19 protein-coding genes are annotated in these 19,147 nt (G+C 65.6%); 13 read left to right on the forward strand and 6 right to left on the reverse strand.

The annotated features are described in order from the left end of the window. Positions 1–89 precede the first annotated feature (89 nt). The 6 genes from gltX (at position 90) to HB634_RS07465 (ending at position 4,129) form a co-directional block, all read left to right on the forward strand. Positions 90–1,493 (forward strand): glutamate--tRNA ligase, encoded by a 1,404-nt coding sequence (gltX, locus tag HB634_RS07440; protein ID WP_213948136.1) that lies wholly within the window; start codon positions 90–92, stop codon positions 1,491–1,493. Further along, positions 1,486–1,794 (forward strand): hypothetical protein, encoded by a 309-nt coding sequence (locus tag HB634_RS07445; protein WP_213948137.1) that lies wholly within the window; start codon positions 1,486–1,488, stop codon positions 1,792–1,794. The genes gltX and HB634_RS07445 overlap by 8 nt, the downstream gene beginning before the upstream one ends. A gap of 40 nt (positions 1,795–1,834) precedes the next feature. Further along, positions 1,835–2,308, forward strand: coding sequence for a transcriptional repressor (locus HB634_RS07450; RefSeq protein ID WP_063572815.1), 474 nt, complete (start codon positions 1,835–1,837; stop codon positions 2,306–2,308). Positions 2,309–2,416: 108 nt separating this feature from the next. Beyond that, on the forward strand, positions 2,417–2,875 hold the full coding sequence (locus HB634_RS07455; protein ID WP_213948138.1) for a MerC domain-containing protein: 459 nt from the start codon (positions 2,417–2,419) through the stop codon (positions 2,873–2,875). 36 nt (positions 2,876–2,911) lie between these two features. Continuing rightward, entirely contained in the window at positions 2,912–3,877 is a 966-nt protein-coding gene (locus tag HB634_RS07460) for a cation diffusion facilitator family transporter (RefSeq protein ID WP_063572816.1), read from the forward strand. An 84-nt stretch (positions 3,878–3,961) separates the two neighbouring features. After that, on the forward strand, positions 3,962–4,129 hold the full coding sequence (locus HB634_RS07465) for a 30S ribosomal protein THX (RefSeq protein ID WP_063572817.1): 168 nt from the start codon (positions 3,962–3,964) through the stop codon (positions 4,127–4,129). 59 nt (positions 4,130–4,188) lie between these two features. On the opposite strand, the gene HB634_RS07470 is transcribed toward HB634_RS07465, so the two are convergent. The 5 genes from HB634_RS07470 to HB634_RS07490 all read right to left on the reverse strand — a co-directional run bounded on the left by HB634_RS07470 (position 4,189) and on the right by HB634_RS07490 (position 10,981). Continuing rightward, complete coding sequence (locus tag HB634_RS07470) at positions 4,189–4,917, reverse strand: hypothetical protein (protein WP_213948139.1); 729 nt, start codon at positions 4,915–4,917, stop codon at positions 4,189–4,191. A gap of 20 nt (positions 4,918–4,937) precedes the next feature. Further along, positions 4,938–6,716 carry a hypothetical protein gene (locus tag HB634_RS07475; RefSeq protein ID WP_213948140.1) on the reverse strand — a complete coding sequence of 593 codons (1,779 nt, stop codon included), beginning with the start codon at positions 6,714–6,716 and terminating at the stop codon, positions 4,938–4,940. 106 nt (positions 6,717–6,822) lie between these two features. After that, complete coding sequence (gene hutI, locus HB634_RS07480) at positions 6,823–8,061, reverse strand: imidazolonepropionase (protein ID WP_063573156.1); 1,239 nt, start codon at positions 8,059–8,061, stop codon at positions 6,823–6,825. Further along, a complete protein-coding gene (locus HB634_RS07485; RefSeq protein WP_082879233.1) occupies positions 8,058–9,413 on the reverse strand; it encodes a chloride channel protein in 1,356 nt (451 codons plus the stop codon). Before HB634_RS07485 ends, hutI begins: the two co-directional genes overlap by 4 nt. Beyond that, the gene (locus HB634_RS07490; RefSeq protein WP_063573158.1) at positions 9,410–10,981 is read right to left on the reverse strand and encodes a bifunctional GNAT family N-acetyltransferase/carbon-nitrogen hydrolase family protein; all 1,572 of its coding nucleotides are present in this window, start codon (positions 10,979–10,981) and stop codon (positions 9,410–9,412) included. The genes HB634_RS07485 and HB634_RS07490 overlap by 4 nt, the downstream gene beginning before the upstream one ends. 54 nt (positions 10,982–11,035) lie before the next feature. Here HB634_RS07490 and HB634_RS07495 point away from each other — a divergent pair, with 54 nt between their 5' ends. Next, positions 11,036–12,394 (forward strand): formimidoylglutamate deiminase, encoded by a 1,359-nt coding sequence (locus tag HB634_RS07495; RefSeq protein WP_213948141.1) that lies wholly within the window; start codon positions 11,036–11,038, stop codon positions 12,392–12,394. Here the strand turns inward: HB634_RS07495 and HB634_RS07500 are convergent. Continuing rightward, entirely contained in the window at positions 12,358–12,786 is a 429-nt protein-coding gene (locus HB634_RS07500; protein ID WP_213948142.1) for a hypothetical protein, read from the reverse strand. The genes HB634_RS07495 and HB634_RS07500 overlap by 37 nt on opposite strands. A 233-nt stretch (positions 12,787–13,019) precedes the next feature. Between HB634_RS07500 and asnB the strand changes: the two genes are divergently transcribed. From asnB to HB634_RS07530, 6 genes are all read left to right on the forward strand, one after another. Further along, complete coding sequence (gene asnB, locus HB634_RS07505) at positions 13,020–14,690, forward strand: asparagine synthase B (RefSeq protein ID WP_063572850.1); 1,671 nt, start codon at positions 13,020–13,022, stop codon at positions 14,688–14,690. Positions 14,691–14,866: 176 nt separating this feature from the next. Then, a protein-coding gene (prfB, locus tag HB634_RS07510; RefSeq protein ID WP_157504152.1) for a peptide chain release factor 2 occupies positions 14,867–15,992 on the forward strand; the annotation gives its coding sequence in 2 pieces (ribosomal slippage) (positions 14,867–14,941 and positions 14,943–15,992; 1,125 coding nt in all). A 57-nt stretch (positions 15,993–16,049) separates the two neighbouring features. Then, on the forward strand, positions 16,050–17,582 hold the full coding sequence (gene lysS, locus HB634_RS07515) for a lysine--tRNA ligase (protein WP_213948143.1): 1,533 nt from the start codon (positions 16,050–16,052) through the stop codon (positions 17,580–17,582). Between the two features lie 76 nt (positions 17,583–17,658). Continuing rightward, positions 17,659–18,405: a hypothetical protein gene (locus tag HB634_RS07520; protein ID WP_213948144.1), complete on the forward strand. Its 747-nt coding sequence runs from the start codon at positions 17,659–17,661 to the stop codon at positions 18,403–18,405. 52 nt (positions 18,406–18,457) lie between these two features. Further along, a complete protein-coding gene (locus tag HB634_RS07525) occupies positions 18,458–18,757 on the forward strand; it encodes a YciI family protein (RefSeq protein WP_063574326.1) in 300 nt (99 codons plus the stop codon). Then, positions 18,754–19,017, forward strand: coding sequence for a BolA/IbaG family iron-sulfur metabolism protein (locus HB634_RS07530; RefSeq protein WP_213948145.1), 264 nt, complete (start codon positions 18,754–18,756; stop codon positions 19,015–19,017). Before HB634_RS07525 ends, HB634_RS07530 begins: the two co-directional genes overlap by 4 nt. The last annotated feature ends 130 nt before the right edge of the window (positions 19,018–19,147 follow it).

Below are 19,147 nucleotides of genomic sequence, written 5' to 3' on the forward strand. Positions count from 1 at the left end.
GCGTGTCCGCGCGGTTATCAGGGCATGACCGGCATATGACAGCGGGGCTGGGTTAAAATCGCGGTCTTGCCTGCCTGACGACCCCAACGATGACCGTCCGTACCCGCTTCGCTCCCAGTCCTACCGGCTACCTCCATATCGGCGGTGCCCGCACCGCGCTGTATTGCTGGCTGGAGTCCCGCCGTCGGGGCGGTGAATTCGTGCTGCGAATCGAGGACACGGATCGCGAACGGTCCACCCAGGAGGCCGTGCAGGCCATTCTCGACGGCATGTCCTGGCTCGGACTGGTGCATGACGAAGGCCCGTACTACCAGACGTTGCGCATGGAGCGCTACCGCGAGGTCGCCGACCAGCTGCTGCGCGAGGGCAAGGCGTACTACGCCTACGAGACGAAGGAAGAGATCGAGGCGATGCGCAACGCGGCCATGGCGGCGGGTGTTAAGCCGCGTTACAACGGCTACTACCGCGATCGCAACGAGCCGCAGCGCGATGACCCGAACCGGGTCATCCGTTTCAAGAATCCCGCTACCGGCAGTGTTGTCTTCGACGACAAGGTGAAGGGGCGCATCGAGTGGTCCAACGAAGAACTGGACGATCTGGTGATCTTCCGCTCGGACGGTTTTCCCACGTACAACTTCGCGGTTGTCGTGGACGACATCGACATGGGCATCACCGAAGTGATTCGTGGCGACGACCATGTCAACAACACGCCGCGCCAGATCAACATCTACAAGGCCCTGGGCGCGGCGGTACCTGAATTCGCGCACCTGCCGATGATCCTTGGCCCGGACGGCCAGAAGCTGTCCAAGCGTCACGGCGCGGTAAGCGTCATGCAGTACCGCGACGATGGTTTCCTGCCACACGCGCTGCTCAACTATCTCGTGCGTCTGGGCTGGTCGCATGGCGACAAGGAGATCTTCTCGGTCGACGAAATGAAGACCCTGTTCGACGTTGCCGATGTGAACAAGGCGGCATCGCGTTTCGACGTTACCAAGCTGTCCTGGCTCAACCAGCATTACCTGAAGACGGACGATCCGGCTCTGCTCGGCGCCGAGCTGGCCTGGCACCTTGAGAGGATCGGTATCGACGCCTCGAAGGGTCCGAATCCGGCGGATGTCGTCGTCGCCTTGCGCGACCGCGTGCAGACGTTCAAGGAAATGGCCGAACGCGCGAAGATCTGGTACGGCCCGATCGTCGAGTGGGATGACAAGGCTATCGAAAAGCACCTGCGCAACGAGACGGCCCCGGCCGCACTCGAGGCCGCAAAGGCTGAAATGGCCGCACTACCCGACTGGACGCCTGAAGCCATCCATGGCGCAGTCGAGCGCGTGGCGGCTGCGCTGGAGCTCGGCATGGGCAAGGTTGCCGCGCCGTTGCGCGTGGCGATGACCGGAACCCAGGTGTCGCCGTCCATCGAGCACACGATTTTCCTGGCGGGCCGCGAGGGTGCCATCTCGCGCATCGACGAGGCGCTCGCCCGCTCGCGTGGATGAGCTTCTCGCCCGGGCGATGCAAGGCGTCGATCCCGACGACCCCGGTGCCGCCCTGCGCATCTTCAGCAACCTGATGGGCCTGGTGCCCTGGTGGAACCTGATCGCCTGGCAGGTTTTTTTCGTCGTCGTCGGCGCGCTGCTGGGCTGGTGGCGCGGCCGGACCACAGCAGGCATCGTCGGGGCGCTGTTACTGGGTCCCTTCGGCTGGGTCGTTCCCTTCCTGCCAAAGCGGGCTCCGCCGGCGCCACCGGCCGGTGCAGGCCCCCAGCCGCCCCCGCTGCCGGGCTCGAAAAAGCGTTGACGTGGCCTCATGTTAGACTGACGCACACGAGGATTTCGATGTGACCACGCAAGCCGCCCACCGACATGACCACGAGCACCACGACGACGCACGCAGCTTCGTCGCGGCGGTCGAGCACGCCTCGAATGAGCGTGGCCTGCGGTTGACTCCGTTGCGCCGGGAAGTCCTCGAGTTGGTGGCCAGTGCAGGCAAGCCCGTGAAGGCCTATGACCTGCTGGACAGGCTTCGCGAGAAGCACGGCAACGCCGCGCCGCCGACGGTCTACCGGGCGCTCGATTTCCTGCTCGAGAACAGCTTCATCCACAAGCTCGAGTCCATCAACGCCTACGTGTCCTGCCACCATCCGGCCGAATCGCATCAGGTGCCCTTCCTGATCTGCGACAAGTGCCAGTGCGCGCAGGAGGTCTGCGACGAGCGCGTCGCGGAGCTGATCGAGTTGCAGGCCAAGGCCCTGGGGTTCCGTCCGCAGGCCCAGACCCTCGAAGTCCACGGCATCTGCAAGAACTGTCGGTAGCCCTTGTGTGGGGCCGGGTACAGAAATCGTTGATTTGCTTGGCTTCTGCAATGTTATAAAGTAGCATTGCTTGCCTGGACCCGTCCAAGAAGTCACGCTATGCATCTCATGACCGATCTCCCTGTCGAATCCCCAGTCGATTCAGAGGCGCCCCGGCGCTGGTGGCACGCCGCCGACCGCGTCGGTGCGACGGCGTCGTTCCTTTGCGCCATCCACTGCGCCGCGCTGCCTTTCGTGCTGGCGCTGCTTCCGGTGCTGGGTCTTTCGTTTCTCGCCGACCACCGTTTCGAAGCGGGCTTCGTCGCTTTTGCATGCGTCCTGGCCAGCGCGGCGCTCATATCCGGTTTCCGCCGTCATCGCCGCCGCCTGCCGTTGATCCTGGCGACACCTGGCCTGATGCTGCTGGTGCTGGGAGTGACCTTCCTGCACAGCGACTCGCTCATCATTCATAGCGTGCTCGTTGCGTGCGGCGGTTTCCTGCTGGCTTCGGCGCATTTCGTTAACCTGCGAGTAGACCGCAGCGAGCATGCGGGCCACATCCACGGCCCGTCCTGCGCGCACCCGTGATTGTGTAACCGCGGCACGATTCCCTAGCCTTCGCGCATGGCACACGATCACTCCCAAGCCCACGCCGGCCACTCGCACGGCGAGGCGCACGCGCACGACCATAGCCACTTCGAAGGGAGCAGCGAGAAGAAGCTGCTGTTCGCTTTCGTCCTCACCCTGATCATGCTGCTGGTGGAGGCGGCCGGAGGCATGGTCTCCGGATCGCTGGCCCTGCTGGCGGATGCGGGTCATATGCTGGTCGATGCACTGGCCCTGTTGCTGGCCTTCCTCGGGGCGCGGTTCGCCGCACGACCTGCCGACGCGCAGCGCAGCTTCGGCTACGGCCGTATCGAGGTCCTTGCCGGCTTCGTGAACGCGCTGACGCAGTTCGCGCTGGTCGCCTTCATCATCGTCGAGGCCGTGCAGCGGCTCTTCGATCCCCAGCCCATCCTGTCCGGTGTGATGCTGGTGGTGGCGCTGATCGGCCTCGTTGCCAATGTGGTGGTTCTTCGCACGTTGCACGGTCACGACCCTGACGACGTCAACATCGCCGGCGCCAGCCTGCATGTCCTCGGTGATCTGCTCGGCTCGGTCGCCGCGGTGCTCGCGGCCCTGGCCGTGCGCTGGGCCGGCTGGCTCTGGGCGGATCCCGTGCTGTCGATCCTGGTCTCGCTGCTGATCCTGCGCAGTGCGTGGTCGCTGCTGCGTCGCTCGGGTCATATCCTGCTCGAAGGCACACCCGAAGGCGTGCACCTGTCCGATATCGAAAAGGGCCTGCGCGAGGCGGACGAGAACATCCTCGACATCCACCACGTGCATGTCTGGCAGGTCACGGCCGGCTCGCGGATGGCCACGCTGCATGCCGAGCTGAAGCCCGGTGCCGATCAGTCGCGCTGTCTCACCGCCATCAAGACCATGCTCATCGAGCGCTGGCAGGTGGGTCATGCCACCGTCCAGTTCGACCCGGGCCCGTGTCCGGACGAGCTCGAAGGCTGTGGTAAGGGCGGCCGGGGCGTTCCCTGAACGGGGCTCAGGCTTGCCATTTGCGGCTCCGCTGATACGATGGCGGGCCGTTCCTCATCATTATTCAGAATCAAGGAGTTTCCCATGGGCAAGGGCGATCGCCGCACCCGTCGCGGCAAGATCAACCGTCATAGCTATGGCAACGCTCGTCCGCACGTTGACGTCGTCACCGGTGCAGCCGTTGCAAAGCCGGCTGCTGCCAAGCCGGCCGCCGCTGCCGCCAAGAAGGCGGCCCCGCGCAAGAAGGCTTAATTGCCTTTCCAGCGTGAGATGAAAAGCCCCGCATTGCGGGGCTTTTTGTTGGGCCCGATTCAGAGCTCGAGCCGGTCGCCGAACTCGAAGTGGCCGTCCGCCGGAGCGGCGATCGCGTTCTGCTGGACGATGCCGGGGAAGATGTTGTTTTCGATGCCGGCGTGGTTATCGCTGTTGTACAGATAGGGTACGTGCGACCACACACGGTAACCGAGGGCCTTGATCGACGCGATTTCCGCCGCCGCCTGGTCCATCCCGGACAGGCGTACGTAGAGCAGGGGACGGTGCTCGCGCAGGGTCTCCGTGGCTCCGGCAAGCGCGTCCACGAGCGTGTCGGCGAGGTTGAACTTCATCAGGTGTACCGATTCCAGTTGCAGGCTGTCGATCGTGATCGCGCGAACGGCCTCTTTCGCGCCAAACGAGTGCAGCCCCGTGCTGCGACCCAGCCAGGCCGGATGCGTGAAAACATTGTCGAGCTGGTTGAGCGCCACGTTCGCGCACAGCTGTTGGAATCGTATGCGGCGCGGTTCCACGACATGCACCTGTCCAAGGGGACCGACGGCGTGAGCCATCCACAGCGCATGTGCGGCGAAATCGCCGCCGAACTCGAGGATGGTCTGCCCCTCTTCGATGAGCCCGCTGAGCAGGTTGGTCTCGTGCTCGGCCCATTCGCCATAGAGCTGGAGTGAGCGCGCGACGACGTTGTCGGTGGCGACTGCCGCGGTAATGCCATAGCGCGTGGTCCAGAACGGGGAAGACGCGCCGTTGGGGGGATGCGGGGAATTCATGGGTGTACTGCCTTCCTGTTCTAGAGAGTGGCGCGTGCGATTGCCAGCTGGCGCACGGCCTGGGCGAGCGCATGGCGGTCATGGCCGGTGGTGTCGGCTGTCTGGGTCCAGCCGCGACACGTGTCGCGCCAGAGGTTGAGCAGATGGCTGTCGCCACCACCGCTGCGCCATGCGGCCTCGCACAGTGCGCTGGCGCCGGCGAAATCGCCTTCGCGCAGGCGCGTCGCCGCCATGGCGGTGCGTGCACCGACGGAATCGGCCTCCATGGATGCGAGTTCGCGTCCCAACGATGCGGCAACTTCGCCCTGGATAGCGCGGCCAGGTAACGATTCGTAGGTCAGCTGGATAGCGAGGCGACATTCGAGCGCGTCCATTCGCCAGGCGGGATGTTGCTCGGCGAGAAAGGCGTGGGTGAGCGCCAGCGTGCAGGCGTCGACGGCATCGGCGGGTGGTAGCACCATGGCGCGCAGTCGCGCACAGCGCGCGAGCAGGAGCGCGGTTTCGGCCTCGCCGTCGCGCGTGTGAGCTTCTTCGAGCAGGGCCTGCGCGCGGTCCAGGCTGGCGAGGCGTGCCGCGCCTTTCGCGCCTTCCGCTCGCTGGAGGAAGACCTCCGCTCGCCGACGCAGGGCGCGCGTCATCGCCTCCGGCCCGATGGTCGCGAGACGATCGCACAGGGCTTCGGCTTCGGCCTGTCGCGCGGACGCGCCACCACCGAGCAACCAGCCCGCCCAGGTCAGCTGCACGTCGATCCATGCGTCGAGCACGGGCGTTTCTTCCGCGCCGAGGTCGACGGCCTGGCGGGCCTGGAGCGCGCGCAGGGCAAACAATCGTGTCGCTCCCGAAAGGCGCTCGATGCGAGCCAGCTCCACACGAATGGCGCGGGCTACCCAGTGCGGACGATCCGTGTCGGTCGCGCGATTTATCCCGTCGCGAGTACGCTGGGCGGCCTCCTCGAGTGGCGCCTCGGCGCCTCGCCGGTGATGGTCGCGAGAGCGCAGCACGAGAATGGCCGGCAAAAGCCAGCGTGCCAGCCGGGCGTCGTCATCACCATCTTTGCCTGCGTCCTCGAGGATGGCTTGCCAGGCTTCGACGCTGGTCGTGCCTTCGCCGACGCGGCGAATTTCCGGAAACCGCTCGTCGCCGATGAGGTGAAGGGCGGGGCTCGCATCGATGGCGTGGAGTGCATTCAGTAGCGAAGCCACCCGAACGAACGAGGCGGGTGGGGAGGCCGCTGCCTCGGGCGCGTGTGTCGGTGACAGAAGCAGGTCGACCGGCTCGGGGACCACGTAGAGCAGCGGGGTGGCGTACGGTGAGTCTTCGTAGACCCATTCAGGCGATTTCATCTCGGTGGCCTCGGAGGGCGCCAAGGGGGTGACGTCGGCGAATGCACCCGCTATCGACGGGGGTGGGGATGGCGCGCGCCGCGCGCGGCGCCGACGCTGCCATGTCAAATGGGCGAGGACGCCGCCAATTATCATGGCCACGACGGCCAGCACCCAGACGAGCCGGTCGCCAGCAGGCTCCGGGGTGGGAGCGTTTGCCGTTGCGGGTGCCAACAGGAGGGTGGCCACGGCGGGATGGCGGGCAAGTCCAGGCGCCGTGCTGGCGGACGAAGGCGGGGCTTCCATCGCGTCGAGCATGCGCGACACGTCTCGCATCTGCCGGGCACGCGTGGCGCGTTCGACGGCGGTCTCCCGGGGATCGGCGCACGCGCCGAGCAGCGACAGGGCGAACATCAGGCTTGCGACGCGGCGGGACGTGGCGCGATTCCCGCGGTGTGCTGGCGGTGGTGCGTTCAACGGTGTTCCTTACAACGCGCGGCGTGTGCCACGCGAGATCGACATCAACGATCTTAGGCGAGAAGTTCCCGCCTATCGATGGAACAATTCGGAAAAATCGCGCGGATTACGTCGTATTGGGACGCTCGCCGGCCACTCGCACTTCGTGTAACAGATCACCGCCAATCCAGTAGCAAAGCTCCGGTAAATGGCGAATGTTCCAGATGGCGAGATCAGCACGCCGACCCGGCGCAAGGACGCCGCGGTCGTCGAGGCCGAGCGCGCGCGCGGCGTGGATCGTCGCACCACGAAGCGCTTCTTCGGGCGTCAGGCGGAACAGGGTGCAGGCCATGCCCATCGCAAGGCGAAGCGACAGGAGGGGGGATGTGCCGGGATTGAGATCGGTGGCCACGGCCATGGCTACGCCGTGCCGACGGAATGCTTCGATGGGCGGCGGGCGGGTGTCGCGCAGGGCGTAGTAGGCGCCGGGTAGCAACACGGCCACGGTCCCGCCCTGCGCCATGGCGCGCACGCCGTCTTCGCTCGTCCATTCGAGATGATCTGCGGAGAGGCCGCCGTAGCGCGCGACCAGCGCCGCACCGCCCAGGTCGGACAGCTGTTCCGCGTGGAGCTTGACCGGCAGGCCCAGTTCGCTGGCCTTGCGGAAAAGTCGCTCGGTCTCGGCATGGGTGAAGCCGATGCCTTCGCAGAATGCATCGACCGCATCGACCAGCGATTCTTCGGCCAGCGAAGGCAGCATGGTGTCGCAGACCAGGGCGACGTAGTCGTCGCGGCGTCCCGCGTATTCGGGCGGCAGGGCATGCATGCCGAGGAAGCTGGTGCGCACGTCGATGCCCAGCTCGACACCGATACGCCGCGCCACACGAAGCATGCGCCGCTCGGCGTCGGGCTCCAGGCCATAGCCGGACTTGATTTCCAGCGTGGTCACGCCGTCGGCCAGCAAGGCTTTCGCACGCGGCAGGGACTGTCGCAGCAGTTCGTCTTCGCTGGCCGCACGCGTCGCGCGCACGCTGGAGACGATGCCGCCGCCGGCACGCGCGATCTCCTCGTACGTCGCGCCCTCGAGGCGTTGCTCGAATTCCTGCGCACGGTCGCCGCCGAAGACCAGATGCGTGTGGCAGTCGATGAGGCCGGGTGTCACCCAGGTGCCGGGCAAGGATTCGACCCGGTGCGCCAGCGCATGGGGCTCGCCGTGCAATGCGCTGCGCGGCCCCGCGAACGTGATGACGCCGTCGCGCCAGCCGATCGCACCGTCCGCGATCGCCCCATAGGGCACGCCATTGTCGACGAGCGTGGCGAGGCCGACGTCCAGTAGCAGGCCGTCCCAGCGGTCATCGGTGGTCATGCGGGTGTCGCTCCTTCGGTAGCGGGAGAGTCGCGGCGCACGCGCTCCTCCTCGTATTTGTCGATGAGCACATCGGCCAGTGCTTTGTAGACGGGAACACGGCAGACCAGGCCAGAGACCGCTCGCGCCAGCAGGCAGGCCGCCATGATCGGCAACGCCATCTGGTGATTGGCTGTGAGTTCCAGCGAAATCACGACGGCCGTCAGCGGCGCCTGGGTGACGCCGGCGAGATACGCCGCCATGCCGAGCAGCACGACGGCCGAGTTGTCCGCGCTGGGCAGGAGCTGGGCGATGTTGCCCCCGAGGCCGGCCCCCACGGCTAGTGCCGGGGAGAAGATGCCGCCCGGAATACCAGCCCACGACGAAGCGATGTTGCCGAGGAACTTGAGCACGCCGAACAGGGGGCCGGTGTCGCTGTGGCCCTGGAGGATGTCACGCGCCTGGCCATAGCCGGTGCCGTAAAGGCCGTTGGCACTCAGCAGGCTGAGCAGAACGAGTGCGAGGCCGCAGGCCGCGGCGAAAACCACGGGCTGGCGGGCGCGCAGTCGCCCCATCGCCCCGCGAAAGCCGGTAGCCGAGGGAATGATCAGGCGCGCGAACAGGCCGCCGGCAAGGCCACCGACGATGCCGGTGAGAAGGACGGCGATCCATGCCCTGCCCAGTGGCAAGGCGGCCGTGATATCGCCGAAGTAGGCGTAGTTGCCGACGATGCCCAGCGAGACGACACCGGCCACGACGATGGCGGTGAGCAGCGTGCCACTGATGCGGTGTTCGAACGTGCCGGACATTTCTTCGATGGCAAAGACGACACCGGCCAGTGGCGTGTTGAAAGCCGCGGCGAGGCCGGCGGCCGAGCCGGCAAGGATGAACCGGCCGGCGGCCGTGGGATCGTCGAATCCGAACCGGCGCCCCATGGAATACAGCAGTCCCGCGCCGATGTGCACGGTGGGTCCTTCGCGACCGACCGAAGCGCCACCGAGCAAGGCGGCAAGGGTGAGCGCCATCTTGCCTGCGGCCACCTTGAGCGAGAGCAGGCGCGTGCGGAAGTCTTCGTCCTCCACTTTCAGCGCGGCGATGGCCTGCGGGATGCCGGACCCGCGAGTGGCCTTCAGGGCTCCCTGGGTGAGCCAGCAGAGCAGGGCGAACACGGCAGGCGTGATCAGTAGCGGCACCCACCAGCCGTGCGAGGCCACGCTGTGGAATAGCTCAAAGGCGAAATCCGCGGCCTTCGCGAAGAGCACGGCGGCAAGGCCGACCACGATGGCGCCGCTCCAGAACAGGATGCGGCGGCGCCATTGCTCGGGTGACAGCCAGTCGTGCTGGCCGAACGCCCGGAGTCGATCGAGATTCACTTGCCCTCCGGCATGCGCGACCAGCGCACCTGGTAGAGGTCGAAGCGACGGTCCTTCAGGTTCGTCACCGCGCCAGAGTTGCGGGCACGGGCGAGATTTTCCAGGCGTAAGTCGGCAAACAAGACGGTCTCGATATTGGGTGTGGAGTCCGCGGCGATACCGTCACGGGCGAAGGGCAGGTCGCTTGGTGTGAGGATGCAGCTCTGCGCGTACTGGATGTCGAAATTGTTGACGCCGGGCAGGTTGCCGACATTGCCGGAAAGCACCACGTAGCATTGGTTTTCGATGGCGCGCGCCTGCGAGCAATAACGTACGCGCAGGTAGCCCTCGCGCACGTCGGTGCAGAACGGTACGAACAGGATCAGTGCGCCCTGGTCCGTGAGGTGGCGGGCCACCTCGGGAAATTCCGAGTCGTAGCAGATCATCACGCCGATCGGTCCGCAGTCGGTCTGGATCGTCGCCGCGGTATCCCCGCCGGTGATATTCCAGACGTTGCGCTCGCTGGGGGTAGGGTGCAGCTTCTCGCGCTCGTGGATGGAACCGTCGCGCAGGCACACGTAGCAGACGTTGTGGATATCGCCGTTCGGCTGCCGTGTCGGGTGTGAACCACCGATGATGTTGATGTTGTAGTGCACGGCCAGCCGATGGAACATCGCCTTGACCTCGTCGGTGTACTCGGAGAGTCGACGAATGGAATCCACGGGCGACAGCTCGGCGTTCTCGATCGAGAGCAACTGCAGCGTGATCAGCTCGGGAAAGGCAACGAAGTCGGCGTCGTAATCGGCGGCGATATCGACGAAGTATTCGACCTGCGTGGCGAATTCGGCAAAGGAGCTGATCCGCCGTTGCTGGTACTGGACCGAAGCCACGCGCACGGAATCCGGGAGACGATGGCTCTGTGAGACCTTCGGCGTATCCGGGTGATCGTGGAGCTGCGGGTTGCGCCAGATCAGGTGCGCCGCGTAACCGAGCGATTCATGGTCCGACGGCACGTATTCGCGCAACAGGCCAATGACTTCGAAACCGTTGCGCAATTGGAAGCTGAGCGTGGCATCGCGACGGCTGCCGTCGACCACGGCCTGCACATAGCCTTCCGCGCTGCCGTAGCGGGCGATCGCGCGGGCCAGTCCCGGCATGCGGCCGCCGAAGACGATACCGCGGAGTTTCAGGTCGGTGCACAGTCGCTTGCGCGCCATGTACAGGCGCTGCCCGATGCGCATGCCGCGGTAATCCGGGTGGACCACCACTTCCATGCCGTAGAGCCAGTCGCCCTTCGGGTCATGGCGCGAGGCAAAGCCGCCGCCGGTGATCTGCATCCAGGTGTGCGGCGCGAGCGCCACGGCCTCGTTGATGCGGAACGTGGCGCAGAAGCCGACGATCTTCCCCTCGTACTCGACCACGAACTGGCCTTCGGGGAAGTGGGTCTGCTGGCCCTGCAACATTTCCGGCGAATGGCCCCATTCGGGCGTGTAGACGCGGGCGGTGAGGGCGACGAGTTCAGGCACGTCGGTCGGACGCGCCAGACGAAGCAGCAGCTTCGGCGATTGAGCGGCGATGATCTCGGTCATTCCCGCATTATGCCCGTCGGTTAACATGCCCGCTGGATCCCACAGGACACCCCCATGTCACAGACCCCCTTGACCGCGGATTTCCTCTGGCAGGACGGTACCTGGCAGGCGGGTGGCGCAGGCCTGTCGGTGTCCGGTGCCCGGTTCGCCGCGGCGTCCGGTGCGACGGCCGAGCGGATCGGCCGTTTCGTATTGCCCGGCATGCCGAATCTGCATTCGCATGCCTTCCAGCGCGCGATGGCCGGACTGGCGGAGCGGCGCGGCCCCGGGGAGGACAGCTTCTGGACCTGGCGCGAGACGATGTATGCCTTCGCCGAGGCGATCGACCCGGATGACCTCAAGGCGATCGCTACCCAGCTCTACATCGAGATGGTGAAAGCGGGCTACACGCAGGTCTGTGAATTTCATTATCTGCATCACGGGCCACGGGGCGTGCATTACGCCGAACCCGCGGCGATGTCGCTTGCACTCATCGAGGCGGCGAAAGAGGCCGGCATTGGCCTCACCCTGTTGCCGGTTCTCTATATGACCGGTGGCTTCGACGGTCGCCCGCTGAACGAGCGGCAGCAGCGCTTCCGTCACGACGTGGGTCAGTACGTGGCACTTCTGGAGCGCCTTGCGCCCCTGCAGAACGACATGCTGCGCCTGGGCATCGCACTGCACTCGCTGCGCGCCGTGCCGGAAGATGCCATGCGCGCCTTGCTGTCCAGCAGCGTGTGTCGCGAGCTGCCCATCCATATCCACATCGCCGAACAGATCGGAGAAGTGCAGGACTGTCTTGCCGTGCGCGGCGCGCGCCCCGTTGAATGGTTGCTCGACCACGCTGACGTCGACGCGCGCTGGACCCTCATCCATGCCACGCATCTCACCCCGCACGAAACCGATCGCCTCGCGAAAAGCGGTGCGGTGGCGGGCTTGTGCCCGACCACGGAGGCGAATCTCGGCGACGGGCTGTTCCCGCTGGCCGCCTTCCTCGACGCGGGCGGCACGCTGGGTATCGGCTCGGACTCACACATTTCCGTCTCGCCCGTGGAAGAGCTGCGCTGGCTGGAGTACGGCCAGCGCCTGATCACGCGTCATCGCAACGTCACCGCGCGGCGGCCGGAAGAGAGCGTCGGCACGGCGCTCTGGCAACGTGCCCTGCAAGGTGGCGCATTGGCCGCGGCGACGGATATCGCACGGCTGGCCGACGGTGCGCGTGCCGATCTTCTCGTGCTGGACGATCGTTCACCGTTGCTCGCGGCACGGGACGAAGCTGACGTGATCGACAGCTTCCTGTTCGCCGGTAACACGCCGCTCGTGCGTGATGTGATGGTCGGCGGTCAGTGGCGCGTGCGCGACTTTGCACACGCCGCCGAACAGTTGGCGGCCAAGGCTTACCGCGTGGTCGTGGAGAGGCTGGCCGCCGCCTGAGACGAGGGGCCGGTCGGACACTTCGGTTTGCCGTAGAGACCTTCGGCGGAAGGCTCGTTACGTTTCGCCGCCTCCGGTGAGGCATATACCGATACGCCCAGGTCGCAATGATTGTCGCGAAGGGTGAAGCGGACCGTGTCCACGTGCGTCGGAGGCTCGTCGTCGAGCGTACACGTGCTGCCCTTTGCCAGCCGGATCGTGACGCTGTTGTCGCTGCTGTCGACGACGTCGAAGCTGGCGTTGCTGCAATCCTTCCAGCTGAGCGTGTTCTTGTCGACGTGGAGCATGCGCAGCCCGATGAAGGCGTTGCTGTAAGGCTCCCAGTCGCCAGCGAGCCAGATGGGCGCGGGCTGGGCGGTGGCGAGCAGGGCGAGGGCGAGTAGGGCGGGCATAGGGAGATCCTGTAGGAGCCGATTCATCGGCGAACGGGTGCTTGCATCACCTCCCAGATCATGCTCTATTCAACCCATGATTCGCCTCACCACCAATAACGCCAATACCAATAATGCCCGGAACCTCGGGAGGGTCGGCGTGTAGGCGGGTTAGCGAAATCACCCCACACACCAAAGGCCCGCCCTCACCAGGCGGGCCTTTTTTCGTTCTACCGATCAGGAGTGACAAGGCCATGTGTTCGATCTTCGGGATGTTCGGCCTCGCGGCCGGCGACGACCTGGTTGCCCTGCGTACGCAGGCGATGGAGCTTTCCCAACGGCAGCGCCACCGCGGCCCGGACTGGAGCGGCGTCTACGTCGACCAGGGTGCGATCCTGGTGCATGAGCGCCTCGCCATCGTCGACCCCGCGAGCGGCGCCCAGCCGCTGCGTTCGCCGGAAGGCGACCTCGCGCTGGCCGTGAACGGCGAGATCTACAACCACCGCGAACTTCGCGCCGCGAGTGACTACGCCTTCACCACGGGCTCGGACTGCGAAGTCATCAACGCGCTCTATCGCCGGCATGGTGCTGACTTCCTTGGCCAGCTCAACGGTATTTTCGCCTTCGCCCTGTGGGACGCCGGCCGTCGCCGTTTCCTGATCGCACGTGATGCCCTTGGCGTGTGCCCGCTCTACTGGGGCCATGATCGGGCAGGGCGCCTCTGCGTGGCGTCGGAGATGAAGTCGTTGGTCGGGGTATGCGCGGACGTGGCACCTTTCCCGCCGGGCCATGTTTACGACAGCGAGGTGGGCGCGGCGGTGCGCTACTGGACGCCCGCATGGCGCGATTACGACGCCACGGCGGGACATTCGATCGAGCCGAAGGATCTCCGTGCGGCCTTCGAAGCCGCCGTGCATCGGCAGATGATGACCGACGTGCCATACGGTGTGCTCCTCTCCGGCGGCCTGGATTCCTCGCTCGTTGCCGCTGTGGCGGCCAGTTTCGCGCGTCGCCGTATCGAGGAAGACGATCGCGGTGAGGCCTGGTGGCCGCGCCTGCATTCGTTCGCCATTGGCCTGGAAGGTTCGCCGGACCTTGCGGCCGCCGAGGTCGCCGCCAAAGCGTTGGGTACCGTGCACCACGGCTTCCGCTACACCTTCGAAGAAGGCCTGGACGCGCTGCCCGAGGTGATTCGCCACATCGAAACCTACGATGTCACCACGATCCGTGCCTCCACACCCATGTTCCTGCTGGCCCGGCGGATCAAGGCGATGGGCGTGAAAATGGTGCTGTCCGGCGAGGGCTCGGACGAAATCTTTGGCGGCTACCTGTATTTCCACAAGGCGCCTTCGGCCCGGGCTTTCCACGAGGAAACGATCCGCAAGCTGGACGCGCTGCACTATTACGATTGCCTGCGCGCGAACAAGTCCATGTCCGCCTGGGGCGTGGAAGCACGCGTGCCCTTCCTGGATACCGAGTTCCTCGATATCGCCATGGCCTTCGACGCCGAAGCGAAGATGGTGGCGCGAAAGGGCATCGAGAAAGGCATCCTGCGCGAAGCCTTCGAAGGTGCGTTGCCCGAGGAAATCCTCTGGCGGCAGAAGGAGCAGTTCAGTGACGGTGTGGGCTACGGCTGGATCGACGGGCTCAAGGCGCACGCGGAGGCCATGGTTTCCGATCGCGAGTTCGCCGCGGCGGGGGCACGCTTTCCCCTGAACACCCCAGCCACCAAGGAGGCTTTCTTCTACCGGACGCTCTTCGAAAAGCACTTCCCCGGCGAGGCCTGCGCGGCCACCGTGCCGGGCGGCAAGTCGATCGCCTGCTCGTCGCCGGCCGCCCTCGAGTGGGATCCCGCCTTTGCCGCTGCCGCCGATCCCTCCGGCCGGTCGGTCCGCGGCATCCACCAGGAGGCCCTCCCAGCCTGAGACACACCGCTCTGCAGGAGCCGATTCATCGGCGATCCCGCGATAGCGGGCCAGGGTGAGGCAATCACCCCATCGCCGCTGAAGCGGCTCCCACAGGAGCAGGGCGCCGCTGAATTTGTTACGATTAGCCGCTTTAGCCGGCACGATTCCGTGCCGCACCAGCAGGCAAGCCAACCATGATCGAGACCAATCCGATCCTCGCGCAGATTGCGGACCTCACGGGCCGCGTCGAGTCGCTTAGGGGGTATCTTTGACTACGCAGTCAAGAAAGAACGCCTCGAAGAAGTAACCCGCGAGCTGGAGAATCCCAAAGTCTGGGATGACCCCAAGCGCGCCCAGGAGCTGGGTCGCGAGCGCTCCACGCTCGATGGCATCGTCACCGGCATCGACGAGATGTCCGGCTCGCTCGCGGATTCGAAAGAACTGCTCGAGATGGCCGCCGCCGACGGCGACGACGAGACCCTGCAGTCGATCGTCACCGACCTGAACAAGATCGACAACCGCGTGAGCAAGCTGGAGTTCCAGCGCATGTTCTCGGGCGAACTCGATTCCGCTGCCGCCTTCGTCGATGTCCAGGCCGGCGCCGGTGGCACCGAGGCCCAGGACTGGGCTGAAATCCTCCTGCGCATGTATCTGCGCTGGGCGGAGTCGCGTGGCTGGAAAACCGAAATGATGGAAGTCAGCGCCGGCGACGTCGCGGGCATCAAGTCGGCCACGTTTCGTGTGGAAGGCGACTATGCCTATGGCTGGCTGAAGACCGAGATCGGCGTGCATCGCCTGGTCCGCAAGAGTCCGTTCGATTCCGACAACCGCCGGCACACCAGCTTTACCTCGGTGTTCGTTTCGCCGGAAGTCGATGACAACATCGAGATCGACATCAATCCCGCCGACCTGCGTACCGACGTCTACCGTTCGTCAGGCGCCGGCGGCCAGCACGTCAACAAGACCGAGTCGGCGGTGCGTATCACGCATGTCCCGACCAATACGGTCGTGGCCTGCCAGACCGAACGTAGCCAGCACGCCAACCGCGACCGCGCGATGAAAATGCTCAAAGCCAAGCTCTATGAGCTGGAAGTGCAGAAGCGCAACGTCGAGCGGGACGCGCTGGAAGCGACCAAGTCCGACATCGGCTGGGGCAGCCAGATCCGCAATTACGTGCTCGACCAGTCGCGCATCAAGGATCTTCGCACCGGTCTTGAACGCACCGACACGCAGAAGGTGCTTGATGGCGATCTCGACGGATTCGTCGAAGCCAGCCTGAAGTCCGGCCTCGAAGCCGGCTCCAAGCGTCTCGATGCCTGATGTTCCCGGGGGCGTATTTGCGCCCCCGTACTCCATACACGAAGCCAGAATCACACCATGACCGACGACACCAGCGCCGACACTCCCGTTACCGCCGCCGAAGAGAACCGCCTCATCGCCGAGCGTCGCGAGAAACTGAAATCGCTGCGTGTACAGGGCATTGCCTACCCGAATGACTTCAAGGTGGACAGCTTCGCGGGTGACCTGCAGGCCGAGTTCGCCGACAAGGACACCTGGACGGCCGAGGCCATCGAGGGCGCACCGCGGCGCGTCACTGTCGCCGGTCGCATCATCCTGATGCGCGGGCAGGGCAAGGTCAGCTTCGTGCAGATGCAGGACGGTACGGGCCGCATCCAGTTGTTCGTCCACCAGGGCACCCTGGGCGAGGAAGGCTACGACGCATTCAAGCGCTGGGACCTCGGCGACATCGTCGGTGCCGAGGGCCTGCTCATGCGCACCAAGACCGGCGAGCTGTCGGTCAAGGTCGAGTCGATCCGCCTGCTCACCAAGTCGCTGCGTGGCCTGCCGGACAAGCACCACGGCCTGGCCGATGTCGAACAGCGCTATCGCCAGCGCTATGTCGACCTCATCGTCACCGAGGAGTCGCGCCGCACCTTCGCGCTGCGTTCGAAGATCATCAGTCATGTGCGTCGCTGGCTCGAAGCCGAACCGCGTCGCTTCATGGAAGTCGAAACACCGATGATGCACGTGATCCCGGGCGGTGCCACGGCGCGCCCGTTCACCACGCACCATAACGCGCTCGATATCCCGTTGTTCCTGCGCGTGGCGCCCGAGCTTTACCTCAAGCGCCTTGTCGTCGGCGGTTTCGATCGCGTCTACGAAATCAACCGCAACTTCCGCAACGAGGGCGTGTCCACGCGACACAACCCCGAGTTCACCATGCTCGAGCTGTACCAGGCGTACGCCACGTACCACGAGATCATGGATATCACCGAAGGCATGATCCGCACGGCCGCCGCCGATGTGGTCGGCAACACGGTGATCGAGTGGGACGGCGAGACGATCGACATCGGTCCGGCGTTCCGTCGCTGGCGCATGGAAGACGCCGTGCTCGAACTCAACCCCGAGATCAAGCCGGCCGACCTGCGCGACCGCGAAGCGATGGCTGCGCATGCAACGCGTCTCGGCATCCACGTGAAGCCGGGCTACGGCTGGGGCAAGCTCCTGCTGGAAGTGTTCGAGGCGACGGTGGAGCACACGCTCATCCAGCCGACTTTCATCACCGATCACCCGGTCGAGGTTTCGCCGCTGGCGCGCGAAAGCGACACGGACAAGGGCATCACCGACCGCTTCGAGCTGTTCATCAACGGCAAGGAGCTCGCCAATGGTTTCTCCGAGCTCAACGACTCCGAAGACCAGGCTGCGCGCTTCCAGGCCCAGGTGGACGCGAAGGACGCCGGCGACGACGAGGCGATGCACTACGACGCCGACTACATCCGTGCGCTCGAAGTCGGCCTGCCGCCGACCGGCGGTCTCGGCGTCGGCATTGATCGTCTTGTCATGCTGCTGACCGGCTCGTCGTCGATCCGCGACGTGCTGCTGTTCCCGACCATGCGTCCCGAGGCCTGACCAGCTTCTGATTTTCGCCAGGGCGCCCCGGGGTGGCGCGCCCTGGTCGTCCCGTCCCCTATCGAAAGGACTCGTTATGCGCTTGCGCCTTGGAGTGCCGTCTCTCGCGGCTGTTCTTCTGTTCGTTGCCGGCTGCGGCCAGGCGGTGATCAAACCCCCACTGCCGCTGGACGAGTCGCTGCTGCCGGCCACGATTTACGTGCCGGATTGCCCGCTCGACGACGACGGTTTCCTCGGCTTCGTGGGTGCCATGGACAGGGCCATGGGCGAAAGCGCCTGCCGTCAGATGGGGGCCGCGCTCATCACCAAGGCGCAGGGGATGGACGGAAAGGTGAATTTCGTCAATTACAAAGTCGACCTCAAGGCGCCGAAGCCTGTCGAGCCGGACAAGGGCGTCGAGGCGTCGATCGGTAGCCGGTACCGCGTCGTCCTCCCTCCGGCACGGTCGAACCGTGTCTATCAGGATCATGTCTCCTATGTGGCCGCGAACCAGCCCTTCTCCGTGTTCGATACCGCGACTGGCACCCTGGTGGGCCGGGGCTCGGTCAAGGCGTCGCCCGGCGGCGTTCCCGGCGCCACGAGCGCTGCCGAGACTCTCCTGGCTGGCTTGCGTGGGAACCGCTGCGAAGTGTTGAACGCATTCTCGGCGCGTACGGCGTTCCACGCCCTCAGCGCGCCGAAGTGCACGACATTCGCGCTGTACCCGGTTAACCGGGACGATGACGAGGACGACGAGGAAGACGGGGACAAGGACGGCAAGCAGGCGCCTGTCCAGGCGCCGGCCGCAAGCGCGCCTGCGGCTGCGGCAGCGAAGCCGACCTGACGGCGGCGCCCGTCCGCCGATACAATGCGCGGTCTACTGACCGGAGCCTCTCATGTTCTACGCCATCACCGGTATCGATCACCCGAACTCGCTCGAAAAGCGCCTCTCCGTGCGGCCGGCTCACGTGGCCCGTCTCTCGGCGCTCAAGGAAGAAGGCCGCCTGAAGCTGGCTGGCCCGTTTCCGGCCATCGATGCCGAGGACCCGGGCGAGGCCGGCTTTACCGGCAGCCTGATCGTGGCCGAGTTCGAAAGCCTCGAGGCCGCCCAGGCCTGGGCGGACGCCGATCCGTACATCGGCGCTGGCGTGTACCGCGAAGTGACGGTTCGCCCGTTCCGCGTGGTCCTGCCGTGACGGTCGAGAAAGTCGAGCGCATCCGCCAGCGGCTGACCGAGGCCCTGGCCCCGGTCGAGCTGGACGTGATCGACGAGGGCCACAAGCACGCCGGGCACTCGGGCGAGGGCAGGGGTCATTTCTTCGCCCGCATCGTCAGCCCGGCCTTTGCCGGAAAAAACCCGATCGAGCGCCATCGCATGGTCTACGCTGCCTTGGGCGACATGATGCCGGACGGCATCCACGCCCTCGCGATCGAGGCAAAAGCTCCCGGAGAGTGATCGTCAGGCCGAAAAACAATGGGTTAGCGCTTTAACCTCATGCTGCTTCGCGTATTGCGCACCCCGCCCCCCTTTGGCAAAGTGACCGATCAGCCAGGGGGTGGCTCCCGAACGGAGCCCTCGGCCGCGT

Source organism: Luteibacter sp. dw_328, from assembly GCF_018449605.1.
GTDB lineage: Bacteria > Pseudomonadota > Gammaproteobacteria > Xanthomonadales > Rhodanobacteraceae > Luteibacter.